Origin of the sequence: Halomonas sp. KHS3 (assembly GCF_000830495.1) — a bacterium.
GTDB lineage: Bacteria > Pseudomonadota > Gammaproteobacteria > Pseudomonadales > Halomonadaceae > Vreelandella > Vreelandella titanicae.
This window is the reverse complement of record NZ_JWHY01000003.1, coordinates 348,045-364,757: the sequence shown is the minus strand read 5'-3', so window position 1 is coordinate 364,757 and position 16,713 is coordinate 348,045. Positions and strand designations below refer to the sequence as shown.

Annotated in this window: 14 protein-coding genes; 11 read left to right on the top strand and 3 right to left on the bottom strand. The window is 56.3% G+C overall.

Going from position 1 to position 16,713, the window contains the following annotated elements:
- Positions 1–54 precede the first annotated feature (54 nt).
- Both RO22_RS10550 and RO22_RS10545 read left to right on the top strand, forming a co-directional pair.
- Entirely contained in the window at positions 55–801 is a 747-nt protein-coding gene (locus tag RO22_RS10550) for a tellurite resistance TerB family protein (protein ID WP_041158293.1), read from the top strand.
- A complete protein-coding gene (locus RO22_RS10545) occupies positions 801–1,280 on the top strand; it encodes a phosphatidylglycerophosphatase A (RefSeq protein WP_041158292.1) in 480 nt (159 codons plus the stop codon). Before RO22_RS10550 ends, RO22_RS10545 begins: the two co-directional genes overlap by 1 nt.
- Before the next feature lie 86 nt (positions 1,281–1,366).
- Here the strand turns inward: RO22_RS10545 and RO22_RS10540 are convergent, their stop codons facing one another.
- From RO22_RS10540 to RO22_RS10530, 3 genes are all read right to left on the bottom strand, one after another.
- Complete coding sequence (locus tag RO22_RS10540; protein WP_041158291.1) at positions 1,367–2,749, bottom strand: NAD-dependent succinate-semialdehyde dehydrogenase; 1,383 nt, start codon at positions 2,747–2,749, stop codon at positions 1,367–1,369.
- 199 nt (positions 2,750–2,948) lie between these two features.
- Positions 2,949–3,572, bottom strand: a complete 624-nt coding sequence (msrA, locus tag RO22_RS10535; RefSeq protein WP_041158290.1) for a peptide-methionine (S)-S-oxide reductase MsrA — start codon at positions 3,570–3,572, stop codon at positions 2,949–2,951.
- Between the two features lie 107 nt (positions 3,573–3,679).
- A complete protein-coding gene (locus tag RO22_RS10530; RefSeq protein WP_022522445.1) occupies positions 3,680–4,588 on the bottom strand; it encodes a LysR family transcriptional regulator in 909 nt (302 codons plus the stop codon).
- 150 nt (positions 4,589–4,738) lie between these two features.
- Here RO22_RS10530 and RO22_RS10525 point away from each other — a divergent pair, with 150 nt between their 5' ends.
- The 9 genes from RO22_RS10525 (at position 4,739) to RO22_RS10485 (ending at position 16,709) form a co-directional block, all read left to right on the top strand.
- Positions 4,739–6,250 (top strand): CoA-acylating methylmalonate-semialdehyde dehydrogenase, encoded by a 1,512-nt coding sequence (locus RO22_RS10525; protein ID WP_041158289.1) that lies wholly within the window; start codon positions 4,739–4,741, stop codon positions 6,248–6,250.
- Positions 6,251–6,276: 26 nt separating this feature from the next.
- A complete protein-coding gene (locus tag RO22_RS10520; protein WP_052475598.1) occupies positions 6,277–7,962 on the top strand; it encodes a GMC family oxidoreductase in 1,686 nt (561 codons plus the stop codon).
- 204 nt (positions 7,963–8,166) lie between these two features.
- Positions 8,167–8,373: a cold-shock protein gene (locus RO22_RS10515; RefSeq protein WP_022522448.1), complete on the top strand. Its 207-nt coding sequence runs from the start codon at positions 8,167–8,169 to the stop codon at positions 8,371–8,373.
- Positions 8,374–8,680: 307 nt separating this feature from the next.
- Positions 8,681–10,450 carry an SLC13 family permease gene (locus tag RO22_RS10510; RefSeq protein WP_041158288.1) on the top strand — a complete coding sequence of 590 codons (1,770 nt, stop codon included), beginning with the start codon at positions 8,681–8,683 and terminating at the stop codon, positions 10,448–10,450.
- A gap of 90 nt (positions 10,451–10,540) precedes the next feature.
- Positions 10,541–11,206 (top strand): alpha/beta hydrolase, encoded by a 666-nt coding sequence (locus tag RO22_RS10505; RefSeq protein WP_027958548.1) that lies wholly within the window; start codon positions 10,541–10,543, stop codon positions 11,204–11,206.
- A gap of 46 nt (positions 11,207–11,252) precedes the next feature.
- Positions 11,253–11,951 carry a hypothetical protein gene (locus RO22_RS23845; RefSeq protein ID WP_052475597.1) on the top strand — a complete coding sequence of 233 codons (699 nt, stop codon included), beginning with the start codon at positions 11,253–11,255 and terminating at the stop codon, positions 11,949–11,951.
- Complete coding sequence (locus RO22_RS10495) at positions 11,948–13,438, top strand: complex I subunit 5 family protein (protein WP_052475596.1); 1,491 nt, start codon at positions 11,948–11,950, stop codon at positions 13,436–13,438. Before RO22_RS23845 ends, RO22_RS10495 begins: the two co-directional genes overlap by 4 nt.
- Positions 13,435–14,940, top strand: coding sequence for a complex I subunit 5 family protein (locus tag RO22_RS10490; RefSeq protein WP_039860489.1), 1,506 nt, complete (start codon positions 13,435–13,437; stop codon positions 14,938–14,940). The genes RO22_RS10495 and RO22_RS10490 overlap by 4 nt, the downstream gene beginning before the upstream one ends.
- Positions 14,937–16,709 carry a complex I subunit 5 family protein gene (locus RO22_RS10485; RefSeq protein WP_041158287.1) on the top strand — a complete coding sequence of 591 codons (1,773 nt, stop codon included), beginning with the start codon at positions 14,937–14,939 and terminating at the stop codon, positions 16,707–16,709. The genes RO22_RS10490 and RO22_RS10485 overlap by 4 nt, the downstream gene beginning before the upstream one ends.
- The last annotated feature ends 4 nt before the right edge of the window (positions 16,710–16,713 follow it).

The following is a 16,713-nucleotide window of genomic DNA, read 5'->3' as shown; positions in this document are numbered from 1 at the left end:
GTGAATGAATCGTCAAACGAGCCCTAAAGATACTATCTACTTAGGAGTACAAGGATGAACGCAAGCAAAATTTTACAGCAGCTGATGCAGCAAGCCGGCGGAAGCCAGAAGGGCGGCAGTAGCAGTGGTGTCGATGTTAAAGGCATGCTGAGCGGGCTTTCTAAGCAGCTAGGCGGTGGCAGTAGCAGCGGTCAAGGTGGCGGCTCCTCCAGTAGCTTTGATATGAAAAGCCTGCTTGGTGGCGGTGCCATGGGTTTACTGGTGGGGTCCAAACGTGGCCGTAGCATGGGAGGCAAAGCACTAAAATACGGCGCCATTGCTGGGGTGGGCGTGCTGGCATGGAAAGCGTGGCAGAGTTCTCAGGCGGCGAAAAATGGCAATGCGCAGCAAAATACGACCCAGAATGCGACAGAGGGCGAGCGGGTAGAAGCGCTTAGTGGCGAGTACCAGGAACGCCGCAGCCTTGAGCTACTGCAGGCGATGATTATGGCTGCCCGGGCGGATGGTCATATTGATGAGCAGGAGCAGGCGCTGATTACCGAGCAGATTGACGCCCTAGGCGCCGACCAGGAGATGCATAACTGGGTGGAGCAGCAGCTAAAAGCACCACTGGATGCCCAGGTGCTGGCCCGCGAAGCGGACTCCCCTCAAGCGGCCCGTGAAATGTACCTGATCAGCGTGGCCGTGACCGATGATCAAAATCCCATGGAGCGCGCTTGGCTCGACCAGTTAGCCAGTGCACTTAACTTGCCCAAAGAGATGACCGACGAACTCGAGCGTCAAGCGCAGCAGGCGGGTTAATGCTGGATACGGTTAATTTTTGGCTAGCTACCGGCTTTGGGCTGGGGCTAGCGCCGATGGCGCCGGGTACCTTTGGTTCACTGCTGGGCATCCCCCTGGCGTGGTGGCTGTTGAGCCGCCCGCTAGGTCAACAAGGCGCTATCATGGCAGCTCTGCTGCTACTTGCAGTACCGGTTTGCCACGTCGCTGCCTGGCACTATGCTGGATTGGATCATGGCAGTATCGTCGCCGATGAGTATGTAGCGTTCCCGCTGGCGGTAATCGGGTTGCAGGCAGCACGCCAGCCACTGGTCATGGCACTGGCATTCGTTGTCTACCGTTTTTTCGATGGATTGAAGCCGCCGCCGATTCATCTGGCAGAGTATGTTCATGGCGGTTTTGGCATTGTTTTGGATGATGTTATTGCGGCGTTGGTGACCTGGGTGGTAATAGCGATTGGGCTAAAGCTTTGGCAGCGTCGAACGTTTCAGCGTGTTTGAAAAAAACGCCGCCCATCTGATCATCAGAAGGACAGCGCATTCTTTATCACTCGCTATTTACAACTTACGACTCACCAACCACATCATTACTCTTGAACGACAATCACCGACTTGGCATTGACGAACTCGTGCATGCCGAAGCCGCCGTGCTCGCGACCGTAACCGGAGTTTTTAACACCGCCGAAAGGCATTTCCGGGGTAGCAACACCAAAGCCGTTAATGAATACCATGCCGGTATCAAAGTACTTGCTGGCTAGCTCGGTGGCGCGTTTCACATCTTTAGAGATGATGCCGCCGCCCAGGCCGTAACGGCTGTCGTTAGCAATGCGCATGGCGTCTTCGTCATCTTTGGCACGAATCAGCGCAGCGACGGGGCCAAACAGTTCGTCGTCATAAGCAGGCTGGCCGGGGGTGACGTTGTCCAGCACAGTGACCGGGTAAAACGCGCCCTTACCGGATGGCTTTTCGCCACCGCAGAGAATCTTCGCGCCTTTGCGCACGCTCTCTTCCACTTGATCGTGGAGACCATCGCGTAGATCCATACGAGCCATGGGGCCCAGGTCGCTGCCTTCTTGGGTCGGGTCACCCGCTTTAAGCGACTGCATGCGTTCTACATAGCGCTTTTTAAACGTTTCGTAGTTCTTTTCAGTGACCACAAAACGCTTGGCCGCGACGCAGGTTTGACCGCCGTTGTAGACGCGCCCCTGTACGCAGGTATCTATGGCGACATCCATATCGGCGTCATCGAGCACCAGGTAGGCGTCGTTAGAGCCCAGCTCAAGCACGGTCTTTTTAAGATGCTCAGCCGCTTTACCGGCGACTTTACGGCCTGCGCCATTGCTACCCGTTAGCGTTACGCCACGTACCGCAGAGTGAGCAATCACTTCATCAGAAACATCGTGAGAGATCACCAGCGTACGGAAGACGTTTTCCGGAAGACCCGCTTCGCGGTAGATTTTTTCCAACAGCAAGCCGCTACCGGTCACGTTTTCAGCGTGTTTTAGCAGCACGCCGTTACCCGCCATGATATTGGCGATGGAGTAACGTACAACCTGATACGCGGGGAAGTTCCAGGGCTGAATGCCGTAGATTACACCCATCGGTGAGTAGGTCACGAAACCGCGTTCGCCGTTGCCAGGCTGGCGCTCTTCGTCGGCTAGCTTTTTGGGGCCATGTTCAGCGGTGTAATCACAGATGCCGGTGCAAAGATTGACTTCCTGGCGGGCCTCAGAGGGCAGTTTACCCATCTCTTTGACCATCAGGTCGGCAAGCTCTTCTTTATGCTTTTGCAGCGCTTGGCCAATGGCTTTGACCGTTTTAGCGCGGCTTTCCAGCGATTCTAGGCGCCAATCGAGAAACGCCTCGTAGCAGGCGTCCACTATCTGCTTGGCTTCCGCGCTGCTCATTAGCGTATAGGATTCGAGGGTTTCACCATTGGTGGGATTGATCGTCTTGATACTGTTGCTCATAAGATCTCCTATCTATAGATCAACGTGGGGTCAAAGCGCCTAGCTCCAGGGCGCCTAATCGACCGGTCTATTACTGGTGCACGGTCACTGTAGTACAAAAAGAACGACCATGCATAACATTGGCGTTACCTTTCCGGCAGTGATTAAAGCAAACAGTTCAACCCATCACTTCAGTCAATGGTTGATGGTGTACCGCTTGTTACTCAAACGAAGGTCCACCGGCTTCTTCGCCCCACACTTCTTCCAGGCGCCCGTCGCGACCACAGCTGTAGCGGTAGAACTTATAGCGCACGGGGTTCTTTTGATAATAGTCCTGGTGGTACTCCTCAGCAGGCCAGAACTTGGTGGCTGGTACTATCTGGGTGGCGATCTCCCGGTCGAAGCGCGCTTCCATTTCGGCTTTGGACGCTTCGGCCAGTTCACGCTGGGCTTCGTCATGATAGAAGATCGCCGAGCGGTATTGATCGCCTACATCACAGAACTGACGGTCGACCGCAAAGGGGTCGATGTTGCGCCAGAAGATTTCTAAGAGCTGCTCGTAACTGATCTGCTCGGAGTCGTATTCGATTTGCACGACTTCAGCATGGCCAGTACCGCCCTGGTAGATTTCTTCGTAGGTGGGGTTCTCTAGTTCGCCGCCGATATAGCCGGAAATGGTGGCGCTAACACCGGGCTGGTTGTCGTAAGGGGGTTCCATACACCAGAAGCAGCCGCCTGCAAACGTGGCTTCTGCACTGCTTTGGGCTTGAAGCGAAGGGCTGGCTAGGCCAGCGGCCGCCAATACGCCAAGCGTAAATGGACGAAGAGGGGACAGACGGATCATTGCAAGCACTCCAGTAGCAGGGCGAGTTACTGTTCATTATGAAGTTGATTAGTCGCTTGGTGTTCCCTTTCCTTACAGCCCCTTTGTGACAACCCTTTTTTTATGACTTAGCCTAGACGATGGGGCCATACCTCATCCAGCGTACTTAGCGCAGCGTTAACGGTCGATTCGTTGGTGCTTTCATGACGCCAGATAAAGCTTAACGCGCAGGGCAGGCGAATATTCTCCGCCACCGCCAGGCCGCTCTCCTGGCGTTCGGTCATCGCCAGGGCGTCCCGGGCCAGGCTTAAGCCAACGCCTGCGCGCACCAGGTCAAGCATGCAGGCCTCCTGATCCACCTGGGCTACCCGATTGGGAACTGCGCCGCTCGGTGCCAACGCCTGTTTTAACAGCCGGTGGTGGGCGGAATCCTGTGGCGTAACAATCCAGGGCAGCGTGGCTAAGTGCTCCCAACGAGTATCAATGAGTCGATTTTCCCAGCCTGCTGGGGCAATCACGTGATAATCAAAATGGGTTAGCTCACGCCAAGCAAGCGTCTCATGGCCTTTTCCAGGGCCTTGAGCGGGTGGCGCCAGGTAAAACCCAACGTCTAAGTCGCCTTGTTCAATGCGATTAAGCACGCTGCCGCTCATCCCATGGTGAAGTTCGGTTTCTAACTGCGGTGCACGGGCCATCAAGCGGCTCAAAAAGGCGCCTAGACGGAGAAATTCGGGGTCGACAATGGTGCCAATTGAGAGCTTGCCGCGCAGCGTGCTGTGTAATGTCCCGGCGGTTTGCTCAAACGACAGAGCGCTGGCCAGGGCCTTTTCAGCGGCAGGCAGCAGTGCATGGCCGTCGGGCGTCAGCGCAAGGCCTTGAGGGCGTCGGCTAAACAGCGTGAGGCCTAAATTCGACTGCAGTTGCTTCAACTTTAGGCTAATGGCCGGCTGAGTCAGGTGCAGCTGTTCTGCGGCGCGTGACACGCTGCCTGTTCGTGCAACGGCCACGAAGGCGCGCAGGGTGGCGTACTCTTGCATGATTAGCCTCAAATACTCATCGTGATATTAGAAAATTTTATAACTGGCTTTTAAATAACTCAATTGATCCGTTCGTTAGGCCCAGTAGGCTAGGCTGAAAGTAAGCTTTTTGCACACGCTTTAAACATGCGTTCTTAACTAGGTACTCCCATGACAACAACAGCGATTCAGCACTTTATTAATGGCCAGGTCACCGCGGGTGAGTCTGCTCAATCCCAGGACGTCTTTAACCCCGCCACTGGCCGTGTTACCGGTCGTGTGTCGCTCGCTTCCCCGGCGGACGTCAATACGGCGGTAGAGGCCGCACAAGCCGCTTTCCCTGCCTGGGCCGATACCCCGCCGATCCGCCGCGCCCGGGTAATGTTCAAGTTTTTAGAGCTGTTAAACGCTCATAAAGATGAGCTAGCCGAAGCAATTACCAAAGAGCATGGCAAGGTGTTCACCGACGCCCAGGGTGAAGTGGCCCGTGGTATCGATATTGTTGAATTTGCCTGTGGTATCCCGCAGTTGTTAAAGGGTGACTACACCGAGCAGGTGAGTACCGGGATCGATAACTGGACGATGCGTCAGCCGCTGGGCGTCGTTGCAGGTATAACGCCATTTAATTTCCCTGCCATGGTGCCGATGTGGATGTTCCCGCTGGCAATTGCGGCGGGTAATACATTTATTTTGAAACCAAGCCCGCTCGATCCCAGTGCTTCGCTGCTGATGGCTGACTTGCTTAAGCAAGCTGGCCTGCCCGACGGCGTGTTCAACGTTGTGCAGGGTGATAAAGACTCTGTGGAAGCGCTGATCGACCATCCGCATGTTAAGGCGCTGTCGTTTGTAGGCTCAACGCCAATTGCCAACCTGATCTACGAGCGCGGCGCGCGCAACGGCAAGCGCATTCAAGCCTTGGGCGGGGCCAAAAACCATATGGTAGTGATGCCGGATGCACATTTGGATAAAGCCGTCGACGCACTGATTGGCGCCGCCTATGGCTCCGCCGGCGAGCGCTGCATGGCGATTAGCGTGGCGGTGTTGGTAGGTGATGTGGCGGATAAAGTCGTGCCAGCATTGGCTGAGCGGGCTAAAGCGCTGAAAGTAAAAGATGGTATGCAGCTGGATGCGGAAATGGGCCCCATTGTGACTCGTCAAGCCCACCAGCGGATTACTGGGTATATCGAAAAAGGCGTGGCTGAAGGTGCTGAACTGGTGGTTGATGGACGCAACTTTAATGCTTCATCGGCAGGCGAGGACTGCGCCGACGGGTTCTGGATGGGCGGCACGCTTTTTGACAATGTCACTCCCGAGATGACGATCTATAAAGAAGAAATTTTTGGCCCGGTGCTGGTTTGCGTGCGGGTGCCGGATATCGCCACTGCAATCCAGTTGATTAACGACCATGAGTTTGGCAACGGCGTTAGCTGCTTTACCGAAAGCGGTACGGTGGCGCGGGAGTTTGGCCGCCGTATTCAGGTCGGCATGGTGGGTATCAATGTGCCCATTCCGGTACCTATGGCATGGCACGGCTTTGGTGGCTGGAAGCGCTCGCTGTTTGGTGACACCCACGCCTATGGGGAAGAAGGCGTGCGTTTCTACACCAAGCAGAAATCGATTATGCAGCGTTGGTCGGATTCGATTGATGCCGGGGCTGAATTTGTAATGCCCACGGCGAAGTAGCGACTAAACGTTACCGGAGCCAACCAATGTCAGAATCTACCCATAACAATATCGACCATATCAGTTACTTCGACTATATCGTGATCGGCGCAGGCACCGCGGGGTGCCTGATGGCTAATCGTTTGAGTGCCAATCCCAATAATAAGGTACTGCTGATAGAGGCGGGCGGTCGCGATAACTACCACTGGATTCATATTCCGGTGGGCTACCTCTACTGCATTAATAATCCACGTACCGACTGGCTGTTTCGCACCGAGCCCGATAAAGGCCTCAACGGCCGTTCGCTGATCTACCCGCGGGGGAAAACCCTGGGCGGCTGCTCTAGCATCAACGGCATGATCTATATGCGCGGCCAAGCGCGTGACTACGACCACTGGGCGGAAGTCACCGGCGACGATGCCTGGCGCTGGGAGAACTGCCTACCCGACTTTATCAAACATGAAGACCACTACCGTCTGGACGAGGGCGGAGATGCAGACGCCCAGCACCGGGATTTTCACGGCCACGGTGGGGAGTGGAGGATCGAAAAGCAGCGCCTCAAGTGGCAGGTGCTGGATGATTTCGCCGAAGCTGCCGTGCAGGCGGGCATCCCGCGTACCGACGATTTTAACCGTGGCTCTAACGAAGGCGTGGCCTACTTTGAGGTCAATCAGCGCTCGGGCTGGCGCTGGAATACCGCCAAAGCGTTTTTGCGCCCCGCGCTTAAGCGCAAAAACCTCACACTATGGCACTCCACTCAAGTCAATCGGCTGCTGTTCGAAAAAAGTGCCAACATGCTGCGATGCACAGGGGTGGAGGTGGAGCGTGAGGGCAGCCCGCTTCGCGTCATGGCGAACAGGGAAGTAGTGCTCTGCGCAGGCGCGATTGGTACGCCGCATCTGCTGCAGCTTTCCGGTGTGGGGCCCGCAGAGTCGTTGCGTAAGCATGGCGTTGAGGTAGTGCATGAGCTGCCGGGCGTCGGCGAGAACTTGCAGGATCACCTGCAGATTCGTTCGATATATCGGATTACTAATGGCAAAACCCTCAATGCCATAGCCAGCACGCTGTGGGGTAAAGCGGGAATTGGCCTTGAGTACCTGTTTAAGCGCTCTGGGCCGATGAGCATGGCACCTTCGCAGCTGGGGGCTTTTACCCGCAGCACGAAGGATCAGCCGCACCCCAATATTGAGTACCACGTGCAGCCGCTAAGCCTGGAAGCCTTTGGTCAGCCGCTGCATCCCTACCCAGCGATTACCGCCAGCGTATGCAATTTGAACCCTACCAGCCGGGGCACCGTGCGACTTAAAAGCAGCGACCCGCGCCAGGCACCGGCGATTTCTCCCAATTACTTGAGCACCCCTGAAGATCGCAAAGTGGCGGCGGATTCTCTGCGGGTGACGAGGCGTATCGCCGAGCAGCCTGCGTTTGCCAAATACGCGCCGGAAGAGGTGAAGCCCGGCCTTGAGTACCAAAGCGACGATGAACTAGCCCGGCTGGCTGGTGATATCGGCACGACTATTTTCCACCCGGTGGGCACCGCACGTATGGGCCAGGAAGATGATGCGATGGCAGTGGTCGATGCACGGCTGAGAGTGCGCGGTATTAGCGGGCTAAGAGTGGCTGACGCCAGCGTTATGCCGACCATCACCAGTGGCAACACCAATTCTCCGACGCTGATGATTGCCGAGAAGGCCGCCGGTTGGATACTGGCTGAGAGGCGTGAGGTTTACTAGCGACAAAATCTACTAAGCAGCGTTTTATGGGGGTGTTGACGCAGGAGGGTGGTTGAGCGCAGAATAGTTACAGTTGGTTAGCAAGTCGAACGTTGTCAGCAGTATAGAAGCGCCTCTAGCGTTAAATCTGGTGAAAGTCTCTTGTTATACCCACTGCAATTCGGGTATTTCCCGGTTTAATTAGCAACATTGAGGATTTCGATCATGGCAACTGGTACCGTTAAGTGGTTCAACGACACTAAAGGTTTCGGCTTCATTTCTCCTGACGACAATGGCGACGATCTGTTCGCGCATTTCTCAGAAATTCAGGCAGAAGGCTTCAAATCCCTGCAAGACGGCCAGAAGGTTTCCTTCGACGTCACACAGGGTAAAAAAGGCCTTCAGGCTTCTAACATCAAAGTAGAAGGTTAATTCCTTTACTAAGGTGTTAACAATCACCGCCTAGCGTTGATTGACCAGAAAACCCCGCCGAGCGCGGGGTTTTCGCTTTTTAGGTTTTGTAACCTAAACTTAGCTCACCTCACCTCACCTCACCTCACCTCACCTCACCTCACCTCACCTCACCTCACCTCACCTCACACCTCACACCTCACACCTCACACCTCACACCTCACACCATATTCCATTTAGATCTTTAAATGTTTCTAAAAATAACTTTTTAGAATATGCGATTGGCTTCACAATACCGCCATGCTTATTTGTTAAGGATGTCGTGGTTATGTCGCTGGATGCTTGGATAGCGGTCGGGGTGGTGCTCACCATCTTCCCGTTGATGGCCTTTTCACGCCTGGGGCCGGATATTATTTTGCTGGGCGCGGTGATTTTGCTAATGACGCTGGGGGTGATTGACCCACAGCAGGCGCTGGGGGGCTTCTCCAATAGCGGCCTGTTTACCGTGGCGTTTATGTATGTGCTGGTGGCCAGCATTCGCGAAACCGGCGGCATCGACCTGATCATTCGCTATGTGCTCAAACGGCCAAAAAGCGAGCGAGGCGCGTTGGTTCGCCTGCTACTCCCCGTGGCCACGCTTAGCGGTTTTGTCAATAATACCCCGGTTGTCGCTACCTATATTCCCGCGGTCATGAGCTGGAGCCGTCGGCTGCGCTTGTCTCCCCAGCGGCTGCTGATGCCGCTCAGTTTCGCCTCTATCCTCGGTGGCACCATCACGCTCTTTGGTACCAGCACGAACTTGGTGGTGCACGGGCTATTGCTGGAGCGTTACCCAGAACTCGGTATGGGCCTGTTGGATTTGGCCTGGGTCGGTGTTCCCGTCGCCGTCGTAGGGCTTGGCTATCTTATTTTGCTCGGGCCGCGGTTGTTGCCTGCCAGGGAAGGGCTGGCCAATGCGTTTGCCAACCCACGCGAGTTCACTATCGAAATGGAAGTCGACCCGGCAGGAGTGCTGGTGGATCGCACTGTCGAAGAGGCGGGACTACGCCACCTGCGGGAGTTGTTTCTGGTTGAGATTGAGCGCGCAGGCAACGTGGTTAGCGTTGTTGGGCCTGGCGAGCAGCTAAAAGGTGGCGATCGGCTGGTGTTTGCAGGTACCTCTGATGCGGCGGTGGAGTTGCAGCAAATTCGTGGCTTAATCCCTTCCCGGGATGGTACTTCCAGTTTGGAGAAAGAGTTTAAAGAGCGTCGCTTGGTCGAAGCGGTGGTCTCAAATCAGTGCCAGTTTATTGGCCAGCGTATTCGCGATGGTCACTTTAGAACCCTTTATGGGGCAGCAGTGCTGGCGATCTGCCGTGGCGGTGAACGGGTTAAGGGTAATCTTGGCCAAGTGCGGCTGCAGCCTGCCGATGTGCTGTTGCTGGAGGCGCGTCCTCCTTTTATTGAGCGTCATCGTCAGTCGCGGGACTTTCTGCTGATTAGTGAGTTAAATGGCGCAGCGCGGCCGATCCATGAGAAGGCGCCGCTAGCGTGGGGAGTGCTGTTAGGTGCCGTACTGCTCGCCGCCTTCGGTGTGCTGAGCATGCTCAACGCTGCCATGTTGGGGGCGGCATTGGCGCTACTAACGGGCTGCTGTTCGGTGGGCGCCGCCAAGCGTGGCTTGGATACCCAGGTGTTGCTCACTATTGCCGCGTCGTTTGGGGTGGGGGCCGCGCTGCAAAGCTCTGGTGCTGCCGAGGTAATGGCCGGCGGAGTGCTCACCTTAGTGGCCGGAAACCCTTTGCTACTGTTAGTAGGCACTTACTGTGTGGTGGCGCTGCTCACCGAGCTGGTGACCAACAATGCAGCGGCAGTGATTATTTTTCCGGTGGTGATGAGCGCGGCCGAAAGCTTGGGCGTGAACCCGATGCCCTATGTGGTGGCGGTAATGTTTGCCGCCTCAGCGAGCTTTTTAACCCCCATCGGCTATCAAACCAACCTGATGGTGTATGGCCCAGGTGGTTACCGGGTGAGCGATTTTCTACGTTTGGGCGGTGGATTAAATATACTGACGGGTGCCATAGCGCTCGTTTTGATTCCCCTCGTGTGGCCCTTTTAAACGTGGCGTGGCCTTTTTAAGCATGCCATGGCTCGCTGTTAACGCGGGTTTGCGCTAGGGTGGCCCTTTTTGAATAAGGAATACGATGTCATGACTGCTCCTGGCGAACTGATTATTGAGCCGAAAGATGGTCAACCCGCCGATGCCTGTGTGTTTATTATTCACGGCTTAGGCGCGGATGGGCACGATTTTGAACCCTTGGTGCCCGCATTAGCGCTGCCTAAAGATTCTCACGTGCGCTTTATCATGCCCCATGCGCCACGCCTGCCGGTGACGATTAATGGCGGTATGGTGATGCCCGCTTGGTACGATATTTTGGCCATGGATTTGGGGCGTCGGGTCGATGAGATTCAGCTCAAGAAATCTGCTGAGCGAATCCAAGTGCTGATTCAAGAGCAGATCGACCAGGGCATCGATAGCCAACGCATTATTGTGGCGGGCTTTTCGCAGGGTGGCGCTGTTGCCTACCACGCCGCGCTGACTTTCCCCGCGCCGCTAGGGGGCTTATTAGCCATGTCGACTTACTTCGCGACCGCCGACAATATCGATCTTGCGGAAGCCAATCGTCAAATCCCTATAGAAGTGCAGCACGGTCACTTTGACCCCATTGTGCCTGAAAGCCTGGGTCGTAGCGGTGTCGACCGCTTAAAAGAGATGGGCTACGCGGTCAACTACCGCCAATACCCTATGGCCCACGCGCTCTGCCCCCAGCAGGTGAATGATATCGGCAAATGGCTGAGTTCTCGCCTAAACTAAGCGCCTCGTCCTATTCGTGACCGATGCAAGGATGTAGCGAAAACGAATGATAGCTTTCTTTGATGCAACACACTCTCTTGACGCAATAGAAGTGCTGCTGGCGCTGTTCCTCACGGCATCAGCGCTAGTGAGCCTGTTTGATCGCCACCTGGTGCGCGCCTGCTACTTTTTTGTGGCTTTTACGGCCGCAATGACTGTGGCCTGGTGGCAGCTCGGTGCTCCCTGGCTGGCGGCCGTCGAGCTGGTGCTAGGGGTAGGGCTAACCGGGCCCTGCTTTTTTTATGCCCTGGGCCATGTTGTACCCAGCGCTTCCTCGCCTTTAGAGCGCGATAAATTCAGCGAGCCTTGGTCGCGGGTGGCAATGCGGGTGGTATTGGCGCTGGCTTGGTTTGTCATGGTCGGCGCCGCGATCCGCTATGTAGTCGCCGATATGGCGTATGCACCTTCAGAGCATCCGCTGCTTGTTGCCGGGGTGGTGATTGCCGCTACTGCCTTAGGGGCGTTTGCGCTACACCGTCATCTGCTGCGTCGGCTGCTGGCGTTTAATCTGCTCGGCTCGGCGGTGTTTATGCTACTGGCTGGCGTGGCAGGTACCTCGGCGACTGCTCAGGCGTTAATTAGTGTAGGGCTGCTAGTCGCCTGGCTGGGGTCAATGCTGGGTGCGCTGTTGATTCGGCAGCTTGTACATCTCGAAGGGGTCGAGGCTTTGGGGCGTGACGGTAAACCTGAAGAGGGCGCCACATGATTTGGCGCTTTGGCCTTTTCGATAGCACCTTTGAACCCCTTCTCTCTACTCACTGGGCGCTGTTAGTTGCGCTTGGCTTACCCCTGATGCTGGGCATGCTGGCAGCACTATTCCCCCCTAAGCGGGCATGGCCCGTGGTGCTGGCGAGTGTGCCGGTGTTGGCCTCTGGGCTAATGCTGCTATCTGCTTACGATCAAGCGGGACTACTGCGCTGGCATTGGGACATAGCAGGCGTTCAGCTGTCGCTGCGCTTAAACGGGCTGAGCGTGCTGTTGCTATTAATGACTCAGGTGATTGGTGTTGCGGCAGCGATCTATACGCCAGGGTATCTGCGCTTAAGCGAAACCGGGCCGTTGGCACGCTGGCTGTGGCCGCTGATGGGCGTAGTGCTGAGTGCGCTTTCGTTAATTTGGCTGGCCACTGACCTGTTAACCCTCTATGCCGGGCTGGAGTTGATGGGCCTTGCGGCGGTCGGCATGCTGATGTTATCGGGCAAGGTAGCCGCGCTGGTGGCGGGAATGCGCTATTTGCTCTTGGCCCTGATGGGCTCGTTAACCTATTTACTCGGGGTCGCGCTGATTTTGGGCCATTGGGGGCGGTTGGATTTGCAGGGCTTGGCTGAGGTCGTCGAGCCTGGGCCGGTGGCGTGGTTTGCCGCCGCATTGATAGGCGCGGGGCTGGCCTTGAAAGCCGCGCTGTTTCCACTGCATGCCTGGCTGACTCCTGTCCACGAGAATGCCTGGACACCGGTGAGCGCGCTGCATGCGGCGCTGGTGATCAAGGCGTCGCTGTTTATATTGCTGCAGCTGTGGAGCATTCTGCTCCCCGATACTTTCTACGCCCCGCGTGTTATCGCTTGGTTAGGCATGCTGGCGATTGTATGGGGCGGGTTACTGGCGTGGCGTACCGATTCACTTAAAACCCTGGTCGCTTCTTCTACCGTAGGTCAGCTGGGTTACCTGATGGTGGCTTTTCCGCTACTACTGGGGCCGGATATTGCCCCGCTACCCCGCGCTTTGGCTTGGGAAGGGTTCTGGCTGCAGCTAATGGGCCATGCCTTTGCTAAAGCCGCCATGTTCATGGCTGCAGGTAACCTGATATTGGCCACCGGGAAGAGCACGCTCAAAGGCCTGGCCGGTACCAGCCGCCGCTTGCCGCTTTCGCTATTAGTGTTTGGTATTGCCTCCATTACTTTGATGGGGCTGCCGCCCAGCTCGGGGTTTACCGCCAAGTGGATGCTGCTACAGGCGATGGTGATATCCCAGCAGTGGTGGGCGGTGGCCGCGCTTTTAACCGGTACGCTGCTCACTGCTGCCTATATATTTCGCATGTTTCGCTACTGCTTTGATGAGACGGCCCCACGGCATCGTTATCAACCCTTGGCGCCGGGCATGGATCTGATCGCACTAACGCTTGCTCTGATTGCGTTCGCTCTAGGGTTATTGGCGCATTTCCCGCTGGAATTGATGCATGGAGGTAGCCCATGAACGCCGCCTGGTTACCGCTAACGGCTCTGGCCACTTCGCTATTGGTGGTGGTGATTATCTTTGCGCTGCCGGAAGACGCCCGGCGGCTGCGCACGACGATTAACCTAGCGGCGGCAATGGTTAAGATTATTCTGGTTACTCTTATGGTCAGGCGGGTCGCCGCGGGGCATGAGGATATTTTTAGCTTTCAAGTGATCGGTGGCGTTGATTTCGTACTGCGCAGCGATGCGTTGGGGGTGATGTTCGCCGGACTATCGTCACTGCTTTGGCTATGCACCACAATCTACGCCATTGGCTACTTGGAAGGTTCAGCTAATCGGAAGCGCTTTTTTGGCTTTTTTAGCCTCTGCGTTGCGAGCACGATCGGCATTGCGCTGGCTGATAACCTGTTTACCTTCCTGATTTTCTACGAAATGTTGACGCTCTCCACCTACCCTTTGGTGGTTCATAACGGTACCCAGCAAGCACTCGATGCCGGGCGCGTCTATTTGCGCTACACCTTAAGCGCCGGTGTGGTACTGCTGCTTGGCACCGTGTTGCTATATAGCCTGACTGGGGATCAGTCATTCTCCTCAGAAGAGGGGTTGGGCGACTATTTAAACGATCATCGCGGTCTGCTAACGCTAATATTTGCCCTGCTAGTGGGTGGGTTGGCGGTAAAAACGGCCATGGTACCGCTGCATGGGTGGCTGCCCAGGGCAATGGTTGCCCCCGCGCCGGTGAGTGCGCTGCTACACGCGGTAGCGGTGGTGAAGGCGGGGGCTTTCGGGATTCTGCGGGTAGTTTACGACCTGTTTGGCATTGAGCTGAGCGTGGAGCTCGGCGTTATTACCGCGCTAGCGGTAGCTGCCTCATTTACGATTATTTATGGTTCATTAAGGGCCATTGCCCAAGAGGAGCTCAAGCCCCGCCTAGCGTTCTCCACCGTCAGTCAGGTCTCCTATGTCATTCTCGGTATAGGCCTGTTTGGCCCTTTCGGCACCGTCGGTGCTTTAGCGCACTTGCTGCATCAGGGCTTAATGAAGGTCACGCTATTCTTCTGTGCGGGCAACTATGCCGAAGAGCTGGGGATCCATCGTATTGATGAAATGGACGGTGCTGGTAAGCGTATGCCGTTGACCAGCATCGCGTTTACTATCGGCGCGTTTGGCATGATTGGCCTTCCGCCCGTGGCGGGGTTTATTACCAAGTGGTACCTCGGCGTTGGCGCGATTCAGGCCGAGATGTATTGGGTCGTCGCCGTGCTAGTGGCGAGCAGTACCCTCAATGCTATGTACTTTTTGCCCATTGTGCACCGCTTATGGTTCCGTTCAGGGCCTGCCCATGGCAAAGGCAGTTGGCCCAAAGAGCAGCGTCTAGGCCGTTTTGAAACTCATAGTTGGCTGCTGTTACCGATGGTGTTTACCGCCTTGGTGAGTTTGGGGGCCGGGCTGTTTGCCGGGCTCCCCTTTAGCCCCTTGGATTGGGCGGCTCGGGTAGCCAACGGGGAGTATCTGCCATGATGACCATGCTGCTTGCCCTGGCGCTACTTTGGCCGCTGGTCGTCATCGGCTGGACGCTATGGAGCGCCTACCGCGCTCCGGCTGCTTATCAGAGCTATTTTTCAGCACTATGGCTAAGCGCCGCTTGGCCAGCGCTGCTGCTAGCCTATGGCGGTGAAGCGCAGTGGACGATGGATGCCTGGATGCTAGGCGGCGAATGGGCGCTTAACTCGCTAAGCCGCCCCTGGCTTGCGTTTACCGCGCTGCTCTGGGGGTTGGCAGCCATCCACGCGAGGGGCTATTTTGCGACGGAACAGGCGAAGGCCCAGGAGGGGGATCAGGATACTCAGCGACGCCTGTTGCGCTTAGCGCTGCTTTGGCCGCTGACACTGCTGGGCAACGTACTACTGATTATTGCCCAGGATATCGCCAGTTTTTATCTAGGCTTTGCGCTGATGACCTTCGCCGCCTACGCACTGGTAATGCATAGCGGTACCGCAGAGGCGCGGCTGGGGGCCAAGGCCTATTTGATGTTAGCCGTGGTGGGTGAAGGGCTTATTATAGGCGGCTTTCTATGGGCAGCCGGTGAAGCTGACACATTAACGTTGCAAGGCCTGCGTGAAGGCATTTTAGTCGCAGAGCAAGGCGCATGGATGGCCGCCTTGTTGTGCTTGGGCTTTGGCGTGAAAGCAGGGGCTATTGGCTTACACGTATGGCTACCGTTAGCTCACCCGGTGGCACCGGCCCCTGCCAGCGCGGTGCTTAGCGGAGCGATGATTAAAGCAGGGCTGCTGGGCTGGATTAGTGTGCTGCCGTTAGGTGATGAGCAGATTTCAGCTTCCTTAGCCCAGTTTGGCAACATCATGTTAATGGCAGGGCTGGCGGCAGCGTTTGGCGCCGCGCTGTATGGCGTTTTTCAGCGTCATCCTAAAGCTGTTTTAGCCTACTCCAGTATCAGCCAGATGGGCATGATGACTGCTTTGGTGGCCATGGGATTAGTCGCGCCAGAGGTGTGGCCGTTGCTGTGGCCAGGCTTGGTGCTGTTTGCTGCCCACCACGCGCTGGCCAAAGGCTCACTGTTTATGGGCACCAGTATCAGTGAGCATCTACCCCGGTGGCCGCTGCCGTTGGTCTGGGGTTTGCTGGCATTGCCGGGTATCTCGCTTGCGGGTGCCATTGGGGCGGGCATGATCAGCAAGTGGGGTGTGAAGGGACCACTCTACGAAATGCATCATGAATCGTTAATCAAACTGCTCAGCTGGGCGGCTGTTGGCACCGCGGCTCTGGTAAGCGTTGCCCTATGGCGTCAGTGGCAGCAGCGCCATAAAGGAGGCAGTAACCGAGAGCAGTGGGGCGCCTGGTTAGTTGCCATAGCGGCAGCGCTGTTCACGCCACTTTGGCTTCCCCTCCCTGCGGGCAGTATTGAGATGCCGCCGCTTAAAGAGTGGTTGGGGATTATGTGGCCATTCCCGGTGGGGGTACTTTTCGCCGGGGTGGGCTGGCTATTAACGCGCCCGCTTAAGGGTAAATCCCTCCCCGCGGGAGATCTATGGTGGCTCTATGCGGGGATGGTCGGCGCTGCATTGGTGCCAATACGACGGCTTGGGCACTACTGCGCCAAGCTTAAAGCGGCGAGCGTGGCAAGCGCACAAAAAACTGAAGAGATATTAATGGGCCATTTAACTCACCTGTTGTCGACGGAGTCCTGGTTGCGTCACCATGTCAGTGGGCTGATGATGTTGCTTGCCGTGCTGCTTGCGGCGCTAATGATGTGGGAAGGTCAGCGATGAGACG